Source organism: Proteus sp. PR00208 (assembly GCF_016238545.1).
Lineage (GTDB): Bacteria > Pseudomonadota > Gammaproteobacteria > Enterobacterales > Enterobacteriaceae > Proteus.
Map to the genome: position 1 here is coordinate 85,150 of NZ_JAEHQE010000004.1, position 21,449 is coordinate 106,598.

Below are 21,449 nucleotides of genomic sequence, written 5' to 3' on the forward strand. Positions count from 1 at the left end.
ATACTCATAAACAGTGTACCTGTTCAGTGAACAAAAAACACCCTGTCAGTATACACTGGCAGGGTGTTTGCGATGTTTTATCAGAAAAACGCTCTATTATGGTAAGAGTGTTGTCTGATCTGCACCCTCTTTTTCCACTTTTTGTACAATCAAGTGTTCACGTTTCATTCCCATTTTCAGTGCTAATGCAGAAGCCACATAAATAGAAGAAATAGTACCGATTGAAACACCGATTAACATAACTAAAGAGAAGCCTTGAAGCATTGAACCACCAAAGATGTACAGCATTAATACAACTAATAATGTTGTTGCTGATGTCATGATGGTACGGCTTAATGTCTGTGTAAGAGAAACGTTCATAATTTCATATGATGTTCCTCGACGAATTTTACGGAAGTTCTCACGAATACGGTCTGATACAACGATACTATCGTTTAGTGAGTAACCGATAACAGACATCAATGACGCTACAATGGTTAAGTCAACTTCTATGTGGAACAGTGAAAGAACACCCAGTGTTATCACTACGTCATGCGCAAGTGCAATAACTGCACCTAACGCCAAACGCCACTCAAAACGGAATCCAACATAGATAAGAATACAGATAAGTGCAGATAACAACGCCATTGCACCGGTTTGAGCCAATTCACTACCCACACTTGGCCCCACAAATTCAATACGTTTTACCACAGCATCGTTATCAACTTTAGCATTGATGACATCGATGACTTGCTTACCTAATTCTTGACCAGCCTGTCCTTCAACAGGAGGCATACGCACCATAATATCTCGGCTGCTACCAAAGTTTTGTAATAGAGGATCTTTAAAGCCTGCTGCATCTAGGCTATCACGCATTTTATCAAGGTCGGCTGGTTGACTGAGATTGATCTCAATTACTGTACCACCTGTAAAATCCAGTCCCCAGTTAAATCCTTTCACGGAAATGATAGCAATTGACGCTATCAAAAGCAGAAACGAAATACTAAAGGCGACGTTGTCCCAACGCATAAAGTCAATGACTCTACGACCATGGTTTAATTGTTCAACAGTATAATCCTGTGCCACAACGTGCTCCTTAAATAGACAGTTTCTTAACGCGTTTACCACCATACAACAGGTTTACAATCGCACGAGTACCGACGATAGCGGTAAACATGGATGTTGCAACCCCGATTGCAGTTGTGATAGCAAAGCCTTTAATTGAGCCGGTGCCGACTGCATAAAGGATCACAGCTGTAATTAATGTGGTTAAGTTCGCATCAATAATACTGGAGAAGGCACCTTTATAACCTTCATGGATTGCTTGTTGTACTGATCGACCATTACGTAACTCTTCTTTGATACGTTCGTTTATCAGTACGTTGGCATCGACGGCGACGGCAAGTGTTAATACGATACCTGCAATACCCGGCATGGTCAGTGTTGCGCCTGGTAATAGTGACATTACCCCAACGATTAACACTAAGTTTGCCATTAATGCAGTACTCGCAATCACACCAAATTTACGATAATAAATTATCATAAAGGCAACAGACGCAATCAGACCCCATAAACACGCTTCTAAACCTTGGGTAATATTTTGTAGCCCCAAAGTTGGACCAATCGTTCTTTCTTCAACGATTTGAATAGGTGCAATCAACGCACCAGCACGTAATAATAGAGACAATTGACGTGCTTCATTCGCATTTGAAATACCCGTAATACGGAAGCTATTTCCTAAACGACTTTGAATATTCGCAACGTTGATCACTTCTTCACTTTTAACTAATACAGCTCGGTCATTCTCATCACGTTTACCGCTGTCTTTATACTCTACGAACAATGTTGCCATCGGTTTACCGACGTTGTCTTTCGTAAAGTTAGACATGATAGAACCACCCGCGCTATCAAGTGAAATATTCACTTGAGGTTGACCATATTCATCAGCTTGAGAAGTTGAGTCAGTAATGTGGTCACCCGTTAAAATAACGCGTTTATAGAGAATGGTTGGCATACCTTCACGGGTATATTTCACTTCTGAGTCACCCGGAATACGACCCGTTTCTAAAGCAGAAGGATCAACAGTGGTATTGACTAAGCGGAATTCTAATGTTGCTGTCGCACCTAAGATTTCTTTAGCGCGAGCGGTATCTTGGATACCTGGTAATTCAACAACAATTCGGTCAGCGCCTTGACGTTGAACTAATGGCTCTGCAACACCTAACTGGTTAACACGATTACGTAAGATAGTGATGTTTTGCTGTACTGCATAAGTACGCGCATCACGTAAACGTTCGTCAGTAAAAATAGCTCTTAACGAGTTATTTGCGCCATCTCTAAAAATGAGATCTTGATTACGACGAGTTAAGTAATCTGAAGCTTTAGCGCGATCATCCGAATTACGGAAACGGATTTCAACGCCATAGTTATCCGTTTTACGGATAGATGAATACGGAATGCCTTCATCACGTAATAATGTACGTAGACTTTCAACATTTTGTTCCTGAAGTTTACCTAACGCGGTTTCCATATCGACTTCCATCAAGAAGTGAACACCACCACGTAAGTCTAACCCCAGTTTCATCGGCTCACCGCCAATGGCTTCTAACCATTTTGGTGTTGCCGGTGCAAGGTTAAGTGCAACAATGAACTGGTCACCTAATGCAGGCAACAACACTTCGCGGGCACGTAACTGAATATCAGGGTTACCGAAACGAGCCAAAATCGCACCATTTTCAAGTGCAATAGATTTCGCTTCAATTTTTTCTTTATCTAATAAAGATCGAACTTGATCCAGTGTTTGCTCATTGGCGGCGGTTCCCCGCGCGCCAGTGATTTGAACAGCCGGATCCTCACCATATAGGTTAGGAAGTGCGTAAAGCAGACCGATGAGGATAGCGGCTATCAACATCAGGTACTTCCACAAAGGATAACGGTTTAGCACGGCAGTTCCCTTTTCCCTTTGGGGAAATGTTATTAAATAGCTTTCATTGTGCCTTTAGGTAATACAGCGGCAACAAAGTCACGTTTGATAGTTACTTCAGTTGTTTCATTCAGAGCAACAACGATATAGCCGTTATCTGAAACCTTAACAACACGACCAATTAAACCACCAGTCGTTAAAACTTCATCACCTTTACCAATAGAATCCATCAGTTTACGATGTTCTTTAGTACGTTTTTGCTGTGGACGTAGGATCATAAAATAGAAAATCAGAATAAAGATCACTAACATCGGTAAAATAGACATAAAGCTAGCTTCAGGTGCTGCTTGTCCAGCAGAAGCAACAGCATCAGAAATGAAAAAACTCATTCACTTTTCCTCATTGTTGTCGATATCGACGATATTCAAGTTATAAGCCCAATATCATACACAGAATTGGGCTTTCTCGTATACATTATTCACACTTAGTCGCACTGCCATTTAGCGGTGGGACGGGTTTTCCAATACGTTCGTAGAATTCGTGTACAAACTCTTCAAAACGCGAGTCTTCAATAGACTGACGAATTTCAGCCATCAAACGCTGATAATAACGCAAGTTGTGGATAGTGTTCAGCCTTGCACCTAAAATTTCGTTACAACGATCAAGATGATGTAAATAAGCACGGCTATAATTTTTACAGGTATAGCAGTCACAATGTTCATCAAGCGTTGATGTGTCAGAGCGATGTTTCGCATTACGAATTTTAATCACACCATCAGTTACAAACAGATGACCATTTCGTGCATTTCGTGTTGGCATAACACAGTCAAACATATCAATACCACGACGAACACCTTCAACTAAATCTTCTGGTTTACCGACACCCATTAAATAACGCGGTTTATTCGCAGGAATTTGAGGGCAGACATGCTCTAAAATACGATGCATATCTTCTTTAGGTTCACCGACCGCAAGGCCGCCGACAGCGTAACCGTCAAAACCAATTTCAACTAGTCCTTTTACGGAGATATCGCGTAAATCTTCGTAAACACCGCCTTGAATAATACCGAATAATGAATTTTTGTTATTAAGTTCATCAAAGCGCGCACGACTACGTTTAGCCCAACGTAATGACATCTCCATTGAGTTTTTCGCATAATCCCAATCGGAAGGATATGGCGTACACTCATCAAAAATCATCACAATGTCAGAACCCAAATCGTATTGGATTTCCATTGATTTTTCTGGGCTTAAGAAAATCTTTTCACCATTAATAGGGTTACGGAAATGCACACCCTCTTCTTTAATTTTACGCATTGCGCCTAAACTAAAGACTTGGAAGCCGCCTGAGTCCGTTAAAATAGGGCCTTGCCATTGCATAAAATCATGTAAATCACCATGTAACTTCATGATTTCTTGACCCGGGCGTAACCATAGGTGGAAAGTGTTGCCTAAAAGAATTTGTGCACCTGTTGCTTTTACTTCTTCAGGAGTCATTCCTTTTACTGTGCCGTAAGTACCCACTGGCATAAATGCAGGTGTTTCAACAACACCTCGTTCAAAAATAAGGCGACCGCGGCGAGCATTACCGTCGGTTTTGTCTAATTCGTATTTCACTAATCCTCCAAGCATCAGAAAAACAGTCCAATGCGCAATAAAAAACAGCACATTCTAATCATTTGTTAGACGGCTGTATATGTTACTTCAACAAAAACCCGTGCTTAGTCAAAAGGATTAAGCAATAAAATTGAAATAACAATTCATAAAATGAAGAAAAACGTTAAAAAGAATAATAAATCTTTATTCTTGTCCTACTTTTTCATTGATAGCTAAAGGATTACCCGTAATAAACATCGCATCACCATAACTGAAAAAACGATACTCTTGCTCAACCGCTTCTTTATAGGCATTCATGGTATTTTTATACCCAGCAAAAGCAGAAACCAGCATGATTAAAGTCGATTCAGGCAAATGGAAATTCGTAATCAATGCATCAATAATTTGATATTGATAACCCGGATAAATAAAGATTTGGGTATCATCGAAGAAAGGTGCTATTAACGCATCTTTTGTTGCCTTAGCCGCACTTTCTAACGAACGAACAGAGGTTGTCCCCACAGCGATCACTCGATTACCACGCGCTTTACACGCTAATACAGCATCAACCACTTCTTGTGGTACTTCTGCGTATTCAGAATGCATTGTGTGTTCTTCGATATTATCAACACGCACTGGTTGGAAAGTTCCCGCCCCTACATGCAGTGTGACAAACGCCATCTCAACACCTTTTTCTTTTAAGGCTTGAAGTAATGGTTCATCAAAGTGTAATCCCGCAGTAGGTGCTGCAACAGCGCCTGGACGCTCATTATAAACCGTTTGATAAAGCTCTTTATCAGACTCTTCATCAGGACGATCAATATAAGGAGGTAAAGGCATATGCCCAATGCTATTAAGAATAGTTAGAACATCTCTTTCATCATCGAAGCGAATTTCAAAAAGTGTATCATGACGCGCAACCATAGTTGCTTGTACACTTTCATCTTCACCTAGCACAAGCGCAGCACCTTCTTTCGGTGATTTGGAGGCTCTAACATGAGCAAGGACGCGATGTTCATCAAGCATACGCTCAACTAGTACTTCGATTTTACCACCTGACGCTTTACGCCCATAAATACGCGCAGGGATCACCCGCGTATTATTAAAAACCAGTAGATCACCGGCATTTATTTTATCTAACACATCGGTAAAAATACCGTGTGATAAAGCACCAGTCTCACCTTCTAAAGAGAGCAAACGACAACCACTGCGTTGAGGTTGTGGATAGTGAGCAATCAAGGCTTCTGGCAATTCAAATGTAAAGTCTGATACACGCATAATTAAACGACTACTTTCATAAAAAACAGGCGGACTAGTCTAGTGCTGCCAGCTTATCAGTGCAAGAAAGAAGCCCTTTTTTATTCAAAAAGCGCTATGATGATGTGATGAATTATCTTGCTCACTTACATCTGGCCTTTAGGGCAAAAAGCTCTCTATTAGGCAATATGATGGCAGATTACGTTAAAGGCGCACCTAGCTCTGATTACAGCCAAGCTGTTATTGAGGGCATTCGCATGCATAGACGCATTGATGTGCTTACAGACACTCACCCATTAGTCAAGCAAGCTCGCCTTTTATTTCCTGATGAATATCGCCGAGTTTCACCAATTACCTTAGATGTTTTTTGGGATCATTTTCTTTCTTTAAATTGGTTGAAATTTGAACCAGATTTACCGTTGATTGAATTTGTTACCAAGACCCGAAATATTATTGAACCTGATTTATGGCAAACACCAGAAAAATTCCAAGAGCTTAATGAGTATCTATGGTCACAATCTTGGTTAATTCGTTATGCTGACAAGGCATATATTGCTCAAACATTGAAAGGAATGGCAAGAAGAAGACCACGATTAAGTGCACTAGCTGGCTCTTATATTGTTCTTGAAACCCACTATGACGAACTAAGTGAAATTTTTTGGCAGTTTTATCCACAATTGCTAGAAAGAGCACAACATCACCAACTTGATGACTGATACATTTAACTACCATATTGAGTTTCATCTTTTTGTCATATTGTAGAATTACATTTGATATATCAAAGAGATGCTAAGTCAATTTATCATGTTATTCGTAACGATTTGTTAACAAGCATAGTATTCATTTCCAAAGTTGATTAGAATGAATCGTTATACAAGGAGTCATAAATAATCCTACTTTATTGTATTAAGTTGATAGTTATAATCTATCAAATAGATTGTTCTGTTTAACTTTATCAATAGCGATTGATTATTTATGCTGTATGCATCATTTAAAAACAGGGTATACCCCTTGAATTTACTCTAAATAGTTCGAGGTGTAGCTAGGCGACAAGTGAATGAGCCGCTAAGAGCATACAATAGTATGTGACTAGTGCGAATGAACGCAGTCAACAACGCTACAACTTGAAATATGACGAATAAAAACAGGGTACACATCCTGAATTTACTCTAAATAGTTCGAGGTGTAGCTAGGCGACAAGTGAATGAGTCTCTAGGAGCATACAATAGTATGTGACTAGTGCGAATGAACGCAGTCAACAACGCTACAACTTGAAATATGACGAGTACAAACTCTTTCAATCTACAGGAGTACATTATGGTTCTGGTTACTCGCAAAGCCCCTGATTTCACAGCTGCTGCCGTTTTAGGTAATGGCGAAATCGTTAATGATTTCAACCTGCATTCATTTATCAAAGGCAAACCTGCCGTTATTTTCTTCTGGCCAATGGATTTCACTTTTGTTTGCCCTTCAGAGCTGATTGCATTTGATCACCGTTTTGAAGAATTCAAAAAACGTGGCGTTGAAATCATCGGTGTTTCTATGGACTCTGAATTCGTTCATAACGCATGGCGTAAAACCCCAATTGATGATGGCGGTATTGGTGAAGTTAAATACCCAATGGTTGCTGATATCAAACATGACATCATCAAAGCTTACGGCATCGAACACCCAGAAGCAGGCGTTGCTCTGCGCGGTTCATTCCTGATTGACAAAGAAGGTGTTGTTCGTCACCAAGTCGTTAACGATCTACCACTTGGTCGTAATATCGATGAAATGATCCGTATGGTTGACGCACTGCAATTCCACGAAGAACACGGCGAAGTTTGCCCTGCACAGTGGGAAAAAGGTCAAGAAGGTATGGGCGCATCTCCAGACGGCGTTGCTAAATATCTGAAAGCAAACTCTGGCAAACTGTAATATTCCAGTAAGCTACTATTTTTCTAAAAGCCTGTGAAAACAGGCTTTTTTTATTTATTCAGCACTTATCTATTTATTTCTTATCAACTCTATTTATTACTGCAATTAGTTATACTCAAGCTTATTGTTTACCTGCTTAAAGATAGTTTTGTGATCATCACATCAAAAAAAATTCTCATCACCAATAACCTCTCTCTATACTTATTGTTACGCAATTGTTAATTCGTATTAATAACAGCGTAAAACTCTATATTTGTATTTATTAAATATAACTCCCTGTTATAAATGGAGATAATAATGATTACTATAAAAAAGACTCACCTGCTGTTACTCACCGCCCTTTTTTCACATTCACTTTATGCTGCCTATGAACCCGCGGTTGAAGCACAACATGGTATGGTTGTCTCTTCTCAACATTTAGCATCACAAGTCGGGAATGATATTTTACAAAAAGGGGGGAATGCGATTGATGCCGCCGTTGCAGTTGGTTATGCACAAGCTGTCGTAAATGCCTGCTGCGGTAATATTGGTGGCGGTGGTTTTATGACAATACACCTTGCTGATGGCACAAATACCTTTATTAATTTCAGGGAAACCGCGCCTGCCGCAGCATCTAAAAATATGTATTTAGATAAAGAGGGTAACTTAATTAAAGGTGCCAGTTTATATGGCTATCTCGCTTCAGGTGTACCTGGTACGGTAAAAGGGCTTGATGCTGCATTAGAAAAATACGGCACCCTTTCACGCCAAGAAGTGATGGCACCTGCGATTAAACTTGCAAGAGAAGGCTATATTTTAACGCGTGCTGATACCGATGTATTAGAAACAACAACAGAGCGCTTTAAACAAGATCCTGAATCGGCAAAAATTTTCTTAAAACCAGATAGAACACCATGGCAACCTGGTGATCGCTTAATTCAGACTGACTTAGCCAATACGCTTGAGCTTATTGCAGAGCAAGGTGCAGAGGCTTTTTATCAAGGTGAAATTCCTAAAAAAGTAGAAGAAGCCTCAAAACAGCATAAGGGAATGCTAACTAAAGATGATTTCGCAAACTTCACTATCACCGAGACCAAACCTATCACCTGTACTTATCGGGGTTATGAATTTATTTCTGCACCACCACCCAGCTCAGGCGGAGTCACTATCTGCCAAACATTGAATATTTTGGAAGGCTATGATCTTAAATCGATGGGCTTTAATTCAGCTGAATATGTTCATACACTAACGGAAGCAATGCGTCATGCTTATATGGACAGAAACACTTTTCTTGGCGATCCTCAATTTATTAATAATCCAACAGAAAAGTTACTCAGTAAAACTTATGCCACTGAAATTCGCCAACAAATAAAACCCAATAAAGCTACTCCATCAGTAAATGTACAACCTGGTATTGCACCTCATGAAAGCCCTGAAACAACACACTACTCAGTTATAGATAAAAATGGTAACGCAGTTTCAACCACTTATACTATAAATGGTCGTTTCGGTGCCGTTGTTATTGCGCCTGGAACAGGTTTTTTCCTCAATAATGAAATGGATGATTTTACAACCAAAGTTGGCGAGAAAAATCTCTATGGCTTAGTACAAGGTGAACGTAATAGCATTGCCCCATTAAAACGCCCATTATCATCAATGAGCCCAACCATTGTAACGAAAGAAGGCAAACCCTTCTTAATATTAGGATCACCGGGAGGCTCACGAATTATCTCAATCACCTTACAAACAGCACTTAATATCATTGAGTTTGGTATGCCACCGCAAGAAGCCGTTAATAGCCCTCGCATTCATCATCAATGGCTACCTGATGAGGTTTATTATGAACAACGAGGGTTATCAAAAGACACGTTAGAAAAACTTTCTACCATGGGATATAAAATGGTAGAACAAACCCCATGGGGAGCTGCTGAATTGATTATGGTTGGACTCCCCGGAGAAGAAGGCGTGATCCCAACTTCATCAGGCAATGATTCTGCTGTTTCTGGAGCAGTGCGTGAAGGTTATATTTATGGATCAAATGATGTGCGCCGCCCTGCTGGTAAAGCTGTGGGTTACTAATATCTAAATTCACTAATATCTAAATTCACTAATTTCAAAAAAATAAAAATGAAGTCTCCCCAGTAGTTGGACAACCAATTACTGGGGGTTTTTATTACAAATCCTAGTACAAACAATTAGACATTCGTCGTGAATGTGGGGCTTTAAACCAAACGCTTTAGTGATTTTTAGCTTTATCAATATCTCTTTGTTGTGTTGTTACCACAAAAGAAACCTTCTCTTAATTAGATAAGGTTTTTCTATTATAAAAATGATCTAGTCATGGTTTTACAATTTATTCATATTTACAGCTATTAATAATAATCAAAACTCATATTTAATTTAATCGATAATTAATATCGAATATCAATTTGTTATTAAAATAATAACATCAAATAAAATACAAGAACAAATCACCTTTAATTTAGTTTCAATAATAGAATATATATAAATAGTAGTTATTCTCTTTCGTAATTACAGATAAAAATAATAATCATTTAATTAAATAAATTAAATAACACGAATTGTTTTTATTTCTATGATAGTAATCACAGAATAAATTTTTTAATAACCACACTATCAGAAAGGATAATAAAAATACGTAAAAAAAATGATATAACACATTGTAAATACAAATATTTAACATTTTCTTACAACGTGTTTTTTAATCATAAAAAGAGTTGAAATCTATAATCTATCTGCTAACGATACCGTTATTATATTTTTTATATAACGATAAGGCAAGCGGGTAAATAAAGAATTTATCATCACAACTTATTTCTTAATAAAATTAGTTAAGCGGAGATAAATATTAATGTCTGATACACATCATCGTCCAATATTAGATATTGGGCTATCAAGACTAGAGTTTCTGCGAATATCCGGTAAAGGGCTTGCAGGGATCACGATAGCACCCGCATTGCTTTCTCTTTTAGGTTGTAAGCAAGAAGAAATAGACAGCGGAATAATTCAATTAACCACAACACCTAAAGGCGTTTTAGTCACAAATAGAGCGCGTTGCACAGGATGCCACCGCTGCGAAACAGCATGTACAACATGGAATGATGGAAGCGTTGGATCATTCTTCTCACGTACCAAAATCCATCGTCACTTTTATTTTGGTGATAAAGGTATTGGCTCCGGTGGTGGACTTTATGGCGATTTAAACTTTACAACGGATACATGCCGCCAATGTAAAGATCCTGAATGTATGAAGGTCTGCCCAGTCAAAGCTATCCGTTATCAAGAAGAGTTCGGCTGTATTGTCGTTGATACACGTCGTTGTATTGGTTGTGCCGCCTGTACAACAGCTTGTCCGTGGATGATGGCAACCGTCAACCCACAAACTAAAAAATCCGGCAAATGCAATTTATGTGGTGAGTGTGCATCAGCGTGCCCAACAGGTGCTCTGCAAATCATTGAATGGAAAGAAATTACTGTTTAATAAATCCAGACAATCACATCACTGAACCACATTTAGATTAGGAAGCAATATTATGACTAACGGCTGGACTGGAAATATTCTAAGAATCAATTTAACTACCGGTGCCATCACTCGTGAAAGCTCAAGCAAGTATAAATTCTTGATTGGTGGTATGGGCTTTGGCTACAAAATCATGTACGAAGAGGTTGCTCCCGGCGTTAAACCTTTTGATGAAGAAAACAAAGTTGTTTTTGCAGTAGGTCCTTTAACTGGATCTGGCGCACCTTGTAGCTCTCGCGTCAATATCACCTCTCTTTCCACCTTTACTCGTGGCAACCTCGTTGTTGACGCTCATATGGGTGGGTTTTTCGCAGCATGGATGAAGTTTGCAGGCTATGACTCTCTGATTATTGAAGGTAAATCAGATAAACCTGTTTGGATCCATATTGATGATGACCAAGTTTCTATTGAAGATGCCTCTTTCTTATGGGGTAAAGGCGTTCGTCAAACCACAGAAGAGCTGTGCGCGCAAACTAGCCCTGAAGCCTGTGTTGCCGCAATTGGTCCTGCGGGTGAAAACTTAGTCCCGTTATCTGGCATTATTAATAGCCGTAATCACAGTGGTGGTGCGGGTGTTGGTGCAGTGTTAGGCGCAAAAAAATTAAAAGCGATTGTTGTCGAAGGTAGCCGAGGCGTTAACGTTGCAGATCGTAAAGCGTTAAAAGAACTTAACGACTACATGATGACGCAATTAATTGGTTCTAATAATAACCACGTTGTACCAAGCACACCACAATCATGGGCTGAATATTCTCATCCAGGTTCTCGCTGGACTGCACGCAAAGGACTTTTCTGGGGTGCGGCTGAAGGCGGACCTATCGAAACGGGTGAAATTCCTCCTGGTGATATCAATACCGTTGGTTTTAGAACCATGAAATCCACCTTTGACCTTGGTCCTGAAGCTGAAGAATACACGGTCAAAATGGGAGGTTGCCACTCTTGTCCTATTCGTTGTATGGCGCAGCTTAATGTTCCACAAGCGAAAAAATTTGGTGTACCGCAAACTGGGGGTAATACCTGCGTTGCAAACTTTGTTCACACCACCATTTTCCCTAATGGCCCTAAAGATGTTGAGAAAAAAGGGGATGGCAACGTTGTTGGTAATCTTGTTGGTCTGAATATTTTTGATGATATGGGATTATGGTGTAACTACGGTCAACTCCATCGTGACTTCACTTATTGTTATACCCACGGCGTCTTTAAACGTGTGCTTTCTGAAGAAGAATATAACGATATTCCTTGGGATAAACTGGAAGAAGGTAACCCAGAATTTATCAAAGATTTCTATTACCGTTTAGCGCATCGTAAAGGTGAATTTAGCCACCTTGCCGATGGATCTTACCTGATGGCTCAGCGTTGGAATTTAGGTGAAGAGTATTGGGGTAACAAGAAAAATAAACTTTGGTCACCAATGGGCTTCCCAATTCACCACGCCAATGAAGCCTCTGCACAAGTTGGTTCTATCGTTAACTGTATGTTTAACCGCGACGCGATGACACATACCCATATCAACTATATCGGTAGTGGTTTACCGCTGAAATTGCAAAAAGAGATTGCAGGTGAGCTATTTGGCTCTGGTGATGCTTTTGATGAAACCAAAAACTACACACCAATTAATAAAGCAAAAATTGCTTATACCAAATGGACTCTCTTACGTAGTTGCTTACACGATGCCGTCACTTTATGTAACTGGGTATGGCCGATGACGGTTTCCCCTCATAAGAGCCGTAACTATCGTGGTGATCTTGAAATGGAAGCCAAATTCTTCACGGCGATCACAGGTGAACCAACCACATCTAAAGATTTGGATTTAGCCTCAGAGCGTATCTTCACCTTACACCGTGCTTATACCGTTAAATTAATGAACACTATGGATATGCGCAATGAGCATGACCAAATCTGTTCATGGGTATTTGATAAAGATCCTGATATTCCTGTCTTTACTGAAGGTACAGACAAAATGGACAGAGAAGATATGCAGCTTTCTCTCACCATGTTCTATGAAGAAATGGGCTGGGACCCTAAATTAGGTTGCCCAACAAAAGAAACTTTAGTTCGCCTTGGATTACAAGATGTTGCAGATGATTTAGCGTCTCGTGGTTTATTACCAAGTTAATAGGTAAAAGAAGGAGATCATGATGATAGAACAAAGTGCATCGGCTTCTATACCACAAGATATCGCTGATGATGCAGATATTGCTTTAGAGCAACCTGATATTTCTCGTCGCCGTTGGTTACTGCCACTATCAGAAACTGGTGTTGGACGTAGTGCTAACACCTCAACGGATATCGTAGAAGAACCCGTTGCAGAGATAGCAGAATTATCTGCCGAACAACATCTAGCGAATGCGATACGTCAATGTTCAAAAGAAGGTGAACTATTAGCAATTTCAACGCTGTATGATGCGCCCTATTCTCTAACAGAAGAAGATATTGCGCAGTTAGAAACCGCGTTAAAGAGCGACGAGTTTATTGATATCGCCCATTTAAGTCTCAATGGCGAGGATTATTTCTACTCAGATGAATTTATGTCAGATAACTTCGCACAACTGCAATTACTAAACCGCTATGCGGATATTTGTACAGCAATTGCAGGTGTGGTTCGTTTTGAATGTGAAACCTATCCTCGACCATTGAAACAAAGCATGTTGATGTCTGAACCTTTTCAGTACACGGCTTCAGAGATTGAAGATGCACTGACACTGATGAAAACTCACCCTGATTTTCAGGATATTCAGCAAGTTTTAGCGTCCAACGATGCCCCTTATCTCTTTAGCAATACGTTAATGAGTTACGGCAAAGCACGAGGCTTAACTGAATGGATTGAGGTAGAACAACATGAAAATCCTTAACGTTCTGCCTTATCAACGAAATTCGATGTGGGTATTACAACATCATCAGACTGAGGAGCAAAAATAATGCGTGTTTCTCGCCGTAAATTTGTAGCAGGTATGGGATCGGTCATTTTTTTCAGTGCGCCACTAGGAAGTGCGCTTGCAGCAACTGCAGAAAAAAAACCTATCCGCTATGCCATGATCCACGATGAGACGCTCTGTAATGGCTGTAATATCTGTGCCACTGCATGTCGTCGATTAAATAAAGTACCCAATGGAATGGCTCGAATGGATATTGCTCATATTCCATTAAGCCTCAAAGAAGATAACGATAAATACCATTTCTTTAGACACTCTTGCCAGCAATGTGAAGACGCCCCTTGTATCCCAGTTTGTCCTACGGGTGCTTCTTGGCGTGATGAAACCAATGGCATTGTTCGTGTTAATAAAGAGAAATGTATTGGTTGTAGCTATTGTATATCAGCATGCCCATACCAAGTCCGTTATCTTAACCCTGTGACACATGTTGCTGATAAATGTGATTTTTGTCTTGAGTCTCGATTACAAAAAGGTTTCCCACCGATTTGTGTGAGCGCTTGTCCACAAAATGCCTTGTTATTTGGTAGAGAAGACAGCCCTCAAATTCAAGAATGGCTCAAAACACATGATTACTATATCTATCAACTCGATGGCGTAGGAAAACCACATCTCTATCGTCGTGTAGGGCCTCATTCTCAAGAGGAGGGTAAAGTATGAGTGCAGTTAATATCATGCCAAATGCCGAGCAATTTCAAGCCTCACTAAAAGAGTATGTCTTAATCTATACGCCTGACTATTTACCACTTTGGTTAATTGTTGCAGGGGTGCTCTTAGTGGGGATGTTGCTTGTTCTCGCACTGCATAGCTTCTTGCGTTATCGCTTTGCCACACCACACGGTGAGTCTCATAAAGAAGAGAAGCTCTATCTTTACTCTAAAGCAGTGCGTTTGTGGCACTGGAGTAATGCCTCTTTATTTATTCTGTTGCTTCTCAGTGGTGGCATTAACCATTTCGCCCTACTTTCTGCACACGATACGGCATTATTAGTTAGCGTGCATGAAATCTGTGGTTATCTACTATTAGTTTGCTGGTTATCCTTCGTACTGATTAACCTTGTTGGTGGTAATGGCAAGTTTTACCGCATTGATGGCAAAAATTGGTTACAACGCACCTTAATGCAAGTTCGTTTTTACCTCTACGGCATTATCAAAGGCGAAGATCACCCCTTCCCAGCAACACCGAATGTTAAATTTAATCCACTGCAACAAATGGCTTATTTAGGTGTGATGTACGCATTAGTCCCACTCCTTTTGATAACGGGCGTTTTACTGCAAAATCCAGCATTTATTCCTGCTGATGCAGTGATGTTTAAAGCATGGCTATTGATCGCACACCAAGTATTAGCCGTATGTAGTGTCTTTTTTATTCTTGGTCACCTGTATCTGTGTACGACAGGCAGAACCCCGTTCCAAACATTTCGCAGTATGGTTGACGGTTACCACAGACACTAATTGATACATGGATTAAGGAGCTTATATGTCAGTCCCTTCAAAGGAAAATATCACATTAACAAAAGAAGACTTACGACAACTGCATGTTTCAACTTCACTTTATCGTTGGTTTTTACGTTATTTTCCTGATGGAGGCACTTACAGTGCTATCCATAGTGAGTTAATAAAACAGCGCCGTACACAGTGGATAGAGAGTTTTATTCAATATATTTATTTACGTCATTTTAGTGAAGCATCCTTTGCCAAACAGGAACAAGAAGTCATGGAAAACATCTTGTTCCTGCTCGGCAATGAACAACAAGGCGTGTCATTACAACGCCTGCCATATCACAATACTTTGCCAACATCTGAAAATATTCAATTTTCTACCGAATGGCATCAATTGATCTTAAAAAGTCAGCAATTAAGTACCGATCTTGCTTTGTGTGGGAGTAATAATATTGTGGCTTTTTCTGGCGATGAAAACAGCATTGCCAACACAGGTTATAGTAATCAATTGATGAATACGGGTTTTGCAGGAAAAGTATGTAATACGGGTAATCAATGTCGTATTGGCAGCTTAGGTGGACGCTCTCGCATTTGTAATAGCGGCAATGATGTCAAAATTTATGCCTCTGGTAATGGTGTTCATATCGCAAACAGTGGCATGCGTAATTTTATTACTGCCTCGCAAGATCGAGCAAAAGTCACTAACACAGGTGATTTAGCACAAATCAACGTAACCGGACAAAACTCTGTCGCGATTAATACTGGTGATAATTGTAAAGTCACGGTATCTGGCGACGACAGTATTTGTATCTCAACAGGTAATCTACATCAATTCTGCTTAGGAAAAGGCGGTAGTGCAGTTATTGCTTATCATGATGGCAATCGTACTCGTTTTAAAATTTTCTATGAAGGTGAAGATGATATTGTTGCTGGAGTTCATTATTATTTAGATGAAAACCAACAGCCTGTGGCAGAAAAACAGTATTCTACAGATAAAAATTAATGAGCAATCTAAGCTAAACTGTTTGCTCTACTCTTAAATCAAATAGATACTATAATGTCCAAAATAGCTATTTTTTGCTATAATTAGACATTATAGTATCTATTTGAGGCTAACAAATGAAACTCACATTACTTACTGATCTCGATGTTAGTCGAGCCTTTGCCTCTCATTTACGAAAGTTGCGTGAAAAAGAAAAATGGTCACGCGAACAACTTGCCGAGCGTAGTACAGTTCCTGCTTCAACTATCAAAAAGTTTGAATTACAAGGTAAAATTTCACTACGCCAGTTACTGTTACTTTGGCAATGCCTTGATGATTTAAATAATCTTTATGCGGTTGTTGATCCTAAGAAAGTGAATAAACCACGTATGCCAAGGACTATTGAAGAGGTATTACAAGATGAGTTTTAAGCCAATCCAAAAGCTAAATGTGACACGGACGTTATCTACAGGTGACTCTGTTTTAATGGGAACATTGGTACAAAACCATAGTGGTGTATTTTTTCAATATGATGCGCATTACCTAACACAATTTGGTAATAGTTCACCTTTTAATCTACAGAATAATACGGATTTACAAATAGCACCTAAAAAACCTCATGGCAATTTGCAAGGGCTTTTCTCAGATAGTTTACCTGATGGATGGGGACGCTTATTGCAAGATAGAATATTCCGCCAACATGGTATACAACCGCATGAAATTACAACGATGGATAGGTTAGCCTTTGTTGGTAATAAAGGTATGGGAGGATTATCTTATTTACCAGTCTCTGACTATCAAATAGATGAACAGTTTGAAGTTGATTTAATTAATTTAGGTTTAGAAGCACAAGCTGTATTTGATGGTCAAACGGAAATTGTTTTATCTGAACTTGCTATTGTTGGTAGCTCCGGCGGAGCTAGACCTAAAGCGTTGCTTTATTTTAAGCAAGGGGATTTTAATCAATGTAAAACGTATGAAGAAGAAGGTGATGAATCATGGCTGATCAAATTTACGTCTAAGAACTTACCTCTTGGCCACGATGAAGGGCTATGTGAAGCGATCTATCTCATCCTAGCAAAAGAGCTAGAGCTCAATCCCCCACAATGGCAACTTATTGATGTTCCTAAAAACAGTGATGGAAAATCTTGGTTAGCGCTAAAACGCTTTGATCGTGTCACAAATAGCTCAGGTAAATCAGGGCGTTTAATCATGCACAGTGCATGCGGATTATTAGATGCTGATTTTAGGCTACCTTCTTTGGATTACGAAGATTTAATCAAAGTAAACCGCGTACTATGCAAATCAGTTTCAGCCGGACAACTCCAGTTTAGACGAGCTATTTTTAATCTATTCGCTTCTAATCAAGATGATCACAGTAAAAACTGGTCATTTCTACAATATGATGATGGGCACTGGGAGTCGGCACCTTTTTATGATGTGACCTATAACCCCAATCCAAGAAATGAGCATATCACTTCATTTGGCGGGTATGGTAAAAAGCCACCATTAAATACAATAAAGCAGCTTGCTGAAATAGCTGGTTTTGAAAGTTGGCAACAAGCACAAGCGTATATTCATCATACCGTTGATGTTATTGCTCGATTCTCATCACTTGCCAAAGAATATGATGTATCAAAATTAGTACAAACAGATATAGAAAAAACACTGGCTGACCGTTTAAAAGAGAACCAGCACTTACTTTAATTCCAACAAAAAGGGAAACTTTCGTTTCCCTTTTTATGTTTAAATCAATGTGCTTTATCGCTTATTTAGTCACTTCAGTCTGGATCACTTTTTTACTCGGTGAGCCTGCAACCTTATCGTAAATACCACACACAACAATTGTCACCAATACAGGAATGAGCCATGCTAATCCCTGCTCACTTAATGGCAATTTAGTTGCCCACTCTGGTAATAAATGTTTCAGATAATCAGAGGCTTTTATTGCATCAAAAATACCGAAAAATAAGCTAACAGCCATCGCTGGCGCGATAATACGGCTTGGATTATTCCACAGACGTAAAGTGAAACTCATCAAAATAATCACAATACAAGGTGGATAAATCATAATCAGCACAGGAATCGAAAACGCAATCAGTTTACTTAATCCTAAGTTTGAAACAACCGCTGAGAATATCGCTAAAATCAACACTAATGTACGGTAAGAGATGGGCAAATAACGGCTAAAAAATTCAGCACATGCACAAGTTAAACCAACTGCCGTCACCATACAGGCTAAGAAAATCAGTAGAGCAAGGAAGAAGCTACCGAAGTCACCAAAAGTGTACTGAACATAGGCGTGTAAAATATCAGCACCATCTTGCGCCCCTGGAATAATGCTCCCACTGCTAGAGCCTAATTTAAACAAGCTTAAGTAAATAGCTGTTAATAATACGCCCGCAATAATACCCGCCCACATAGTGTAACGTGTTAATAATGAAGAGTTATCTATTCCACGAGAGCGGGCAGCATTAACAATCACGATACCAAAAACCATCGCCCCCAAGGTATCCATGGTGAGATAACCATTGATAAACCCTTGAGTGAAAGCCATTTCACGATAAGCATCTGTGGCAGGGATCACGCCACCAGCAGGCCAAAACACCGCAGCCACACCTAATACTGCTAATGCCAGAATTTTAATAGGCGCAAGAATATGACCAACACTATCTAATAACTTACCGGGATAAAGTGAAATACCAATCACAATTAAGAAATAGGCAATGCTATAAATCAGCAATGACATTTCTGTATCACCCACTAAAGGGGCAATACCCACTTTAAAAGAAACCGTTGCAGTACGAGGAGTTGCGAAAAGAGGTCCAACAGCAAGATAGGCAACAATAGCTAATAATAATCCCATTGATTTACCAATAGGTGTGCTTAATGCCTCGATACCACCACCGACTTTTGCTAATGCGACAACCGTTAAAACAGGTAAACCTACCCCTGTGATCAAAAAGCCAATTGCTGCTGTCCAAACAAATTCGCCTGATTGTAACCCCACCATTGGAGGAAAAATAATGTTGCCAGCGCCAACAAAGAGGGCGAATGTCATAAACCCTAATGCCAGAATATCTCTGGAAGTTAATCTATGTGCCATAAGTTTTGTTAATATATAGTTACAATAATGGTTAAATTACGCCAATATAGCGCAACATAAAATCAACAATGTCTATTTAGGCTCATACCATCATTATTCAGGATAATATCCATATATAATCATTTCATGTAGAGCAATTAGGTGCTAAATAGAAAAAATTGCCGATAACTGGTCACAAGTAAAACTTTTATAATGAAAAAAGGCAATAGCCAATCTAAAAACCAGAAGAATCATCTAAACTATTTTTCAGAGCTAGTTATAACTGTCATATATCATCAAATATGCATGATATGATTTGTGCATTTTATCACCAATAATGTTGAATATTAGCGTCATTTAAAGTTACCATTAATTAATAATATTAAAATTTAACGCTACGATATTAGTTTTTATTGATATTAAAAAGATTAAAAAAGGACAAAAAAACCTTTATCACTGATTGAATAGAAGTGATAAAGGCTTTAAAAAAGACATTCTGCTAGTGTGTTTTTTTAGCAGTAAGCAATGTTTGAGGAAGGATAAAAGAGAACGTACTCCCAACACCTACTTTACTTTCAATATTCAATTGAGAGTGATGATGAAGCAACGATTTTTTCACAATCGCCAAACCTAAACCAGTACCGCCAGAATGACGAGAGCGAGCTTTATCTACGCGATAAAAACGCTCTGTTAAACGTGTTAAGTGTTCAGCGCTGATCCCCGCCCCATTATCTGAAACACTAAATAACATACCTTGGGGTATTTTCTTCCAACTCACTTTGATTGTTGTGCCCTCTTCAGTGTGATTAATGGCGTTATACACTAAATTAGAAACAGCACTACGCAATTGCTCTTCATTACCACGAACAGCCCACTCTTCATCAACATCAAAAACAATCTGATGTTGACCTTGGCTTAGTGAGTTCGCTTCTTGTTGTAATAAAGCCAAAATGGCAGGAATATCAACAATTTTGTTTAAATCAATATGAGGAGCGGATTCGATACGAGAAAGCTGTAAGAGTTGCTGAACAAGCGTATCCATACGTTTAGCCTGCTCTTGCATCGTAACGATAGCCTTATGCTCTGCGGGTTTTGCTACACTATTTTCTTCCATCATCTCAAGATAACCTTGAATAACGGTTAGTGGTGTTCTTAGCTCATGACTGACATTAGCAAAAAAATCACGTCGTGAGTTTTCTAGTTTATTTTTTTCTGTTACATCGCGCGCCACCATCAAGCGTTGATCTTCGCTATATGGCATCACACGAAACTCAACAATAGAGCCATTATTTAGTGAAATAGTTAAGGGGCGACTAAAATCACCTGCGGTAAAATAGTGCAAAAAATCAGGATAACGTAATAAGTTAAAAATATTTTGCCCATTATCATCAGGCCAACGAAAGCCTAATAGATGTTGAGCTAGACTATTACACCAAAAAATATTCCCTTCATTTGTCATCATCACAACAGCATCGGGTAAACTTTCAGCCCCACTTCTAAAACGTTTAATTAAGTCGCCTAATTCTCTGCGTCGTTTACGATTACGTTGTTGGGTCTGTCGAATACCATAAAAAATAGGCTCCCATCCCCCTCTCCCTTCCGGAGGCAATACAGAGCGATCTAACCATAACCATTTAGATAATTTCAGCAAATTATAGGCATGCCACACAAGGGCGCTGAGAAGCGATGCCACCAGCAACCAAGGAAGATGCCCAATAAAAAGCGATAATATAAAGGCAGGCAAGCAAAATAGACATAGCCCCCAAACGAGGGCTTTCCACGATAGTCGTTCTAACACCTGACGATTACTCCCAT

At 39.4% G+C, this 21,449-nt stretch carries 18 protein-coding genes; 11 read left to right on the forward strand and 7 right to left on the reverse strand.

The genetic code is table 11. The features are described 5' to 3' along the window. Positions 1–96 precede the first annotated feature (96 nt). The 5 genes from secF to queA all read right to left on the reverse strand — a co-directional run bounded on the left by secF (position 97) and on the right by queA (position 5,776). The gene (gene secF / locus JEP36_RS04815; protein ID WP_198619343.1) at positions 97–1,065 is read right to left on the reverse strand and encodes a protein translocase subunit SecF; all 969 of its coding nucleotides are present in this window, start codon (positions 1,063–1,065) and stop codon (positions 97–99) included. A gap of 10 nt (positions 1,066–1,075) precedes the next feature. Then, positions 1,076–2,923, reverse strand: a complete 1,848-nt coding sequence (gene secD, locus JEP36_RS04820; protein WP_109371754.1) for a protein translocase subunit SecD — start codon at positions 2,921–2,923, stop codon at positions 1,076–1,078. A gap of 32 nt (positions 2,924–2,955) precedes the next feature. Next, positions 2,956–3,291: a preprotein translocase subunit YajC gene (gene yajC / locus JEP36_RS04825; protein ID WP_006535133.1), complete on the reverse strand. Its 336-nt coding sequence runs from the start codon at positions 3,289–3,291 to the stop codon at positions 2,956–2,958. Positions 3,292–3,376: 85 nt separating this feature from the next. Continuing rightward, a complete protein-coding gene (tgt, locus tag JEP36_RS04830; RefSeq protein ID WP_036911729.1) occupies positions 3,377–4,519 on the reverse strand; it encodes a tRNA guanosine(34) transglycosylase Tgt in 1,143 nt (380 codons plus the stop codon). 183 nt (positions 4,520–4,702) lie between these two features. Then, positions 4,703–5,776, reverse strand: coding sequence for a tRNA preQ1(34) S-adenosylmethionine ribosyltransferase-isomerase QueA (gene queA / locus JEP36_RS04835; RefSeq protein WP_198629921.1), 1,074 nt, complete (start codon positions 5,774–5,776; stop codon positions 4,703–4,705). 107 nt (positions 5,777–5,883) lie between these two features. On the opposite strand from queA, the gene JEP36_RS04840 reads away from it, so the two are divergent. The 11 genes from JEP36_RS04840 (at position 5,884) to JEP36_RS04890 (ending at position 18,256) form a co-directional block, all read left to right on the forward strand. Next, positions 5,884–6,471 carry an acyl carrier protein phosphodiesterase gene (locus JEP36_RS04840; protein ID WP_109372071.1) on the forward strand — a complete coding sequence of 196 codons (588 nt, stop codon included), beginning with the start codon at positions 5,884–5,886 and terminating at the stop codon, positions 6,469–6,471. Between the two features lie 601 nt (positions 6,472–7,072). Then, on the forward strand, positions 7,073–7,675 hold the full coding sequence (locus JEP36_RS04845; RefSeq protein WP_072069413.1) for a peroxiredoxin C: 603 nt from the start codon (positions 7,073–7,075) through the stop codon (positions 7,673–7,675). Between the two features lie 297 nt (positions 7,676–7,972). After that, the gene (ggt, locus tag JEP36_RS04850) at positions 7,973–9,733 is read left to right on the forward strand and encodes a gamma-glutamyltransferase (RefSeq protein ID WP_198629922.1); all 1,761 of its coding nucleotides are present in this window, start codon (positions 7,973–7,975) and stop codon (positions 9,731–9,733) included. Between the two features lie 793 nt (positions 9,734–10,526). Further along, on the forward strand, positions 10,527–11,156 hold the full coding sequence (locus tag JEP36_RS04855) for a ferredoxin-like protein (protein ID WP_006535141.1): 630 nt from the start codon (positions 10,527–10,529) through the stop codon (positions 11,154–11,156). 52 nt (positions 11,157–11,208) lie between these two features. Beyond that, positions 11,209–13,311 carry an aldehyde ferredoxin oxidoreductase gene (locus JEP36_RS04860; RefSeq protein WP_109371762.1) on the forward strand — a complete coding sequence of 701 codons (2,103 nt, stop codon included), beginning with the start codon at positions 11,209–11,211 and terminating at the stop codon, positions 13,309–13,311. Between the two features lie 22 nt (positions 13,312–13,333). Beyond that, complete coding sequence (locus JEP36_RS04865) at positions 13,334–14,047, forward strand: YdhW family putative oxidoreductase system protein (RefSeq protein WP_232799373.1); 714 nt, start codon at positions 13,334–13,336, stop codon at positions 14,045–14,047. A 66-nt stretch (positions 14,048–14,113) separates the two neighbouring features. Continuing rightward, a complete protein-coding gene (locus JEP36_RS04870) occupies positions 14,114–14,785 on the forward strand; it encodes a 4Fe-4S dicluster domain-containing protein (protein WP_109371766.1) in 672 nt (223 codons plus the stop codon). Beyond that, entirely contained in the window at positions 14,782–15,579 is a 798-nt protein-coding gene (gene phsC, locus JEP36_RS04875; RefSeq protein WP_198629923.1) for a thiosulfate reductase cytochrome B subunit, read from the forward strand. Before JEP36_RS04870 ends, phsC begins: the two co-directional genes overlap by 4 nt. Before the next feature lie 25 nt (positions 15,580–15,604). Continuing rightward, complete coding sequence (gene ydhT / locus JEP36_RS04880; protein ID WP_198625988.1) at positions 15,605–16,570, forward strand: protein YdhT; 966 nt, start codon at positions 15,605–15,607, stop codon at positions 16,568–16,570. A gap of 116 nt (positions 16,571–16,686) precedes the next feature. Further along, the gene (locus JEP36_RS04885) at positions 16,687–16,980 is read left to right on the forward strand and encodes a helix-turn-helix domain-containing protein (RefSeq protein WP_198619335.1); all 294 of its coding nucleotides are present in this window, start codon (positions 16,687–16,689) and stop codon (positions 16,978–16,980) included. Beyond that, entirely contained in the window at positions 16,970–18,256 is a 1,287-nt protein-coding gene (locus JEP36_RS04890; protein ID WP_198629924.1) for a type II toxin-antitoxin system HipA family toxin, read from the forward strand. Before JEP36_RS04885 ends, JEP36_RS04890 begins: the two co-directional genes overlap by 11 nt. A 61-nt stretch (positions 18,257–18,317) precedes the next feature. Here JEP36_RS04890 and brnQ read toward each other — a convergent pair whose 3' ends face one another. Beyond that, the gene (gene brnQ, locus JEP36_RS04895; RefSeq protein WP_198619333.1) at positions 18,318–19,655 is read right to left on the reverse strand and encodes a branched-chain amino acid transport system II carrier protein; all 1,338 of its coding nucleotides are present in this window, start codon (positions 19,653–19,655) and stop codon (positions 18,318–18,320) included. 478 nt (positions 19,656–20,133) lie between these two features. Beyond that, positions 20,134–21,432: a phosphate regulon sensor histidine kinase PhoR gene (gene phoR / locus JEP36_RS04900; protein ID WP_109371774.1), complete on the reverse strand. Its 1,299-nt coding sequence runs from the start codon at positions 21,430–21,432 to the stop codon at positions 20,134–20,136. Positions 21,433–21,449: the final 17 nt, after the last annotated feature.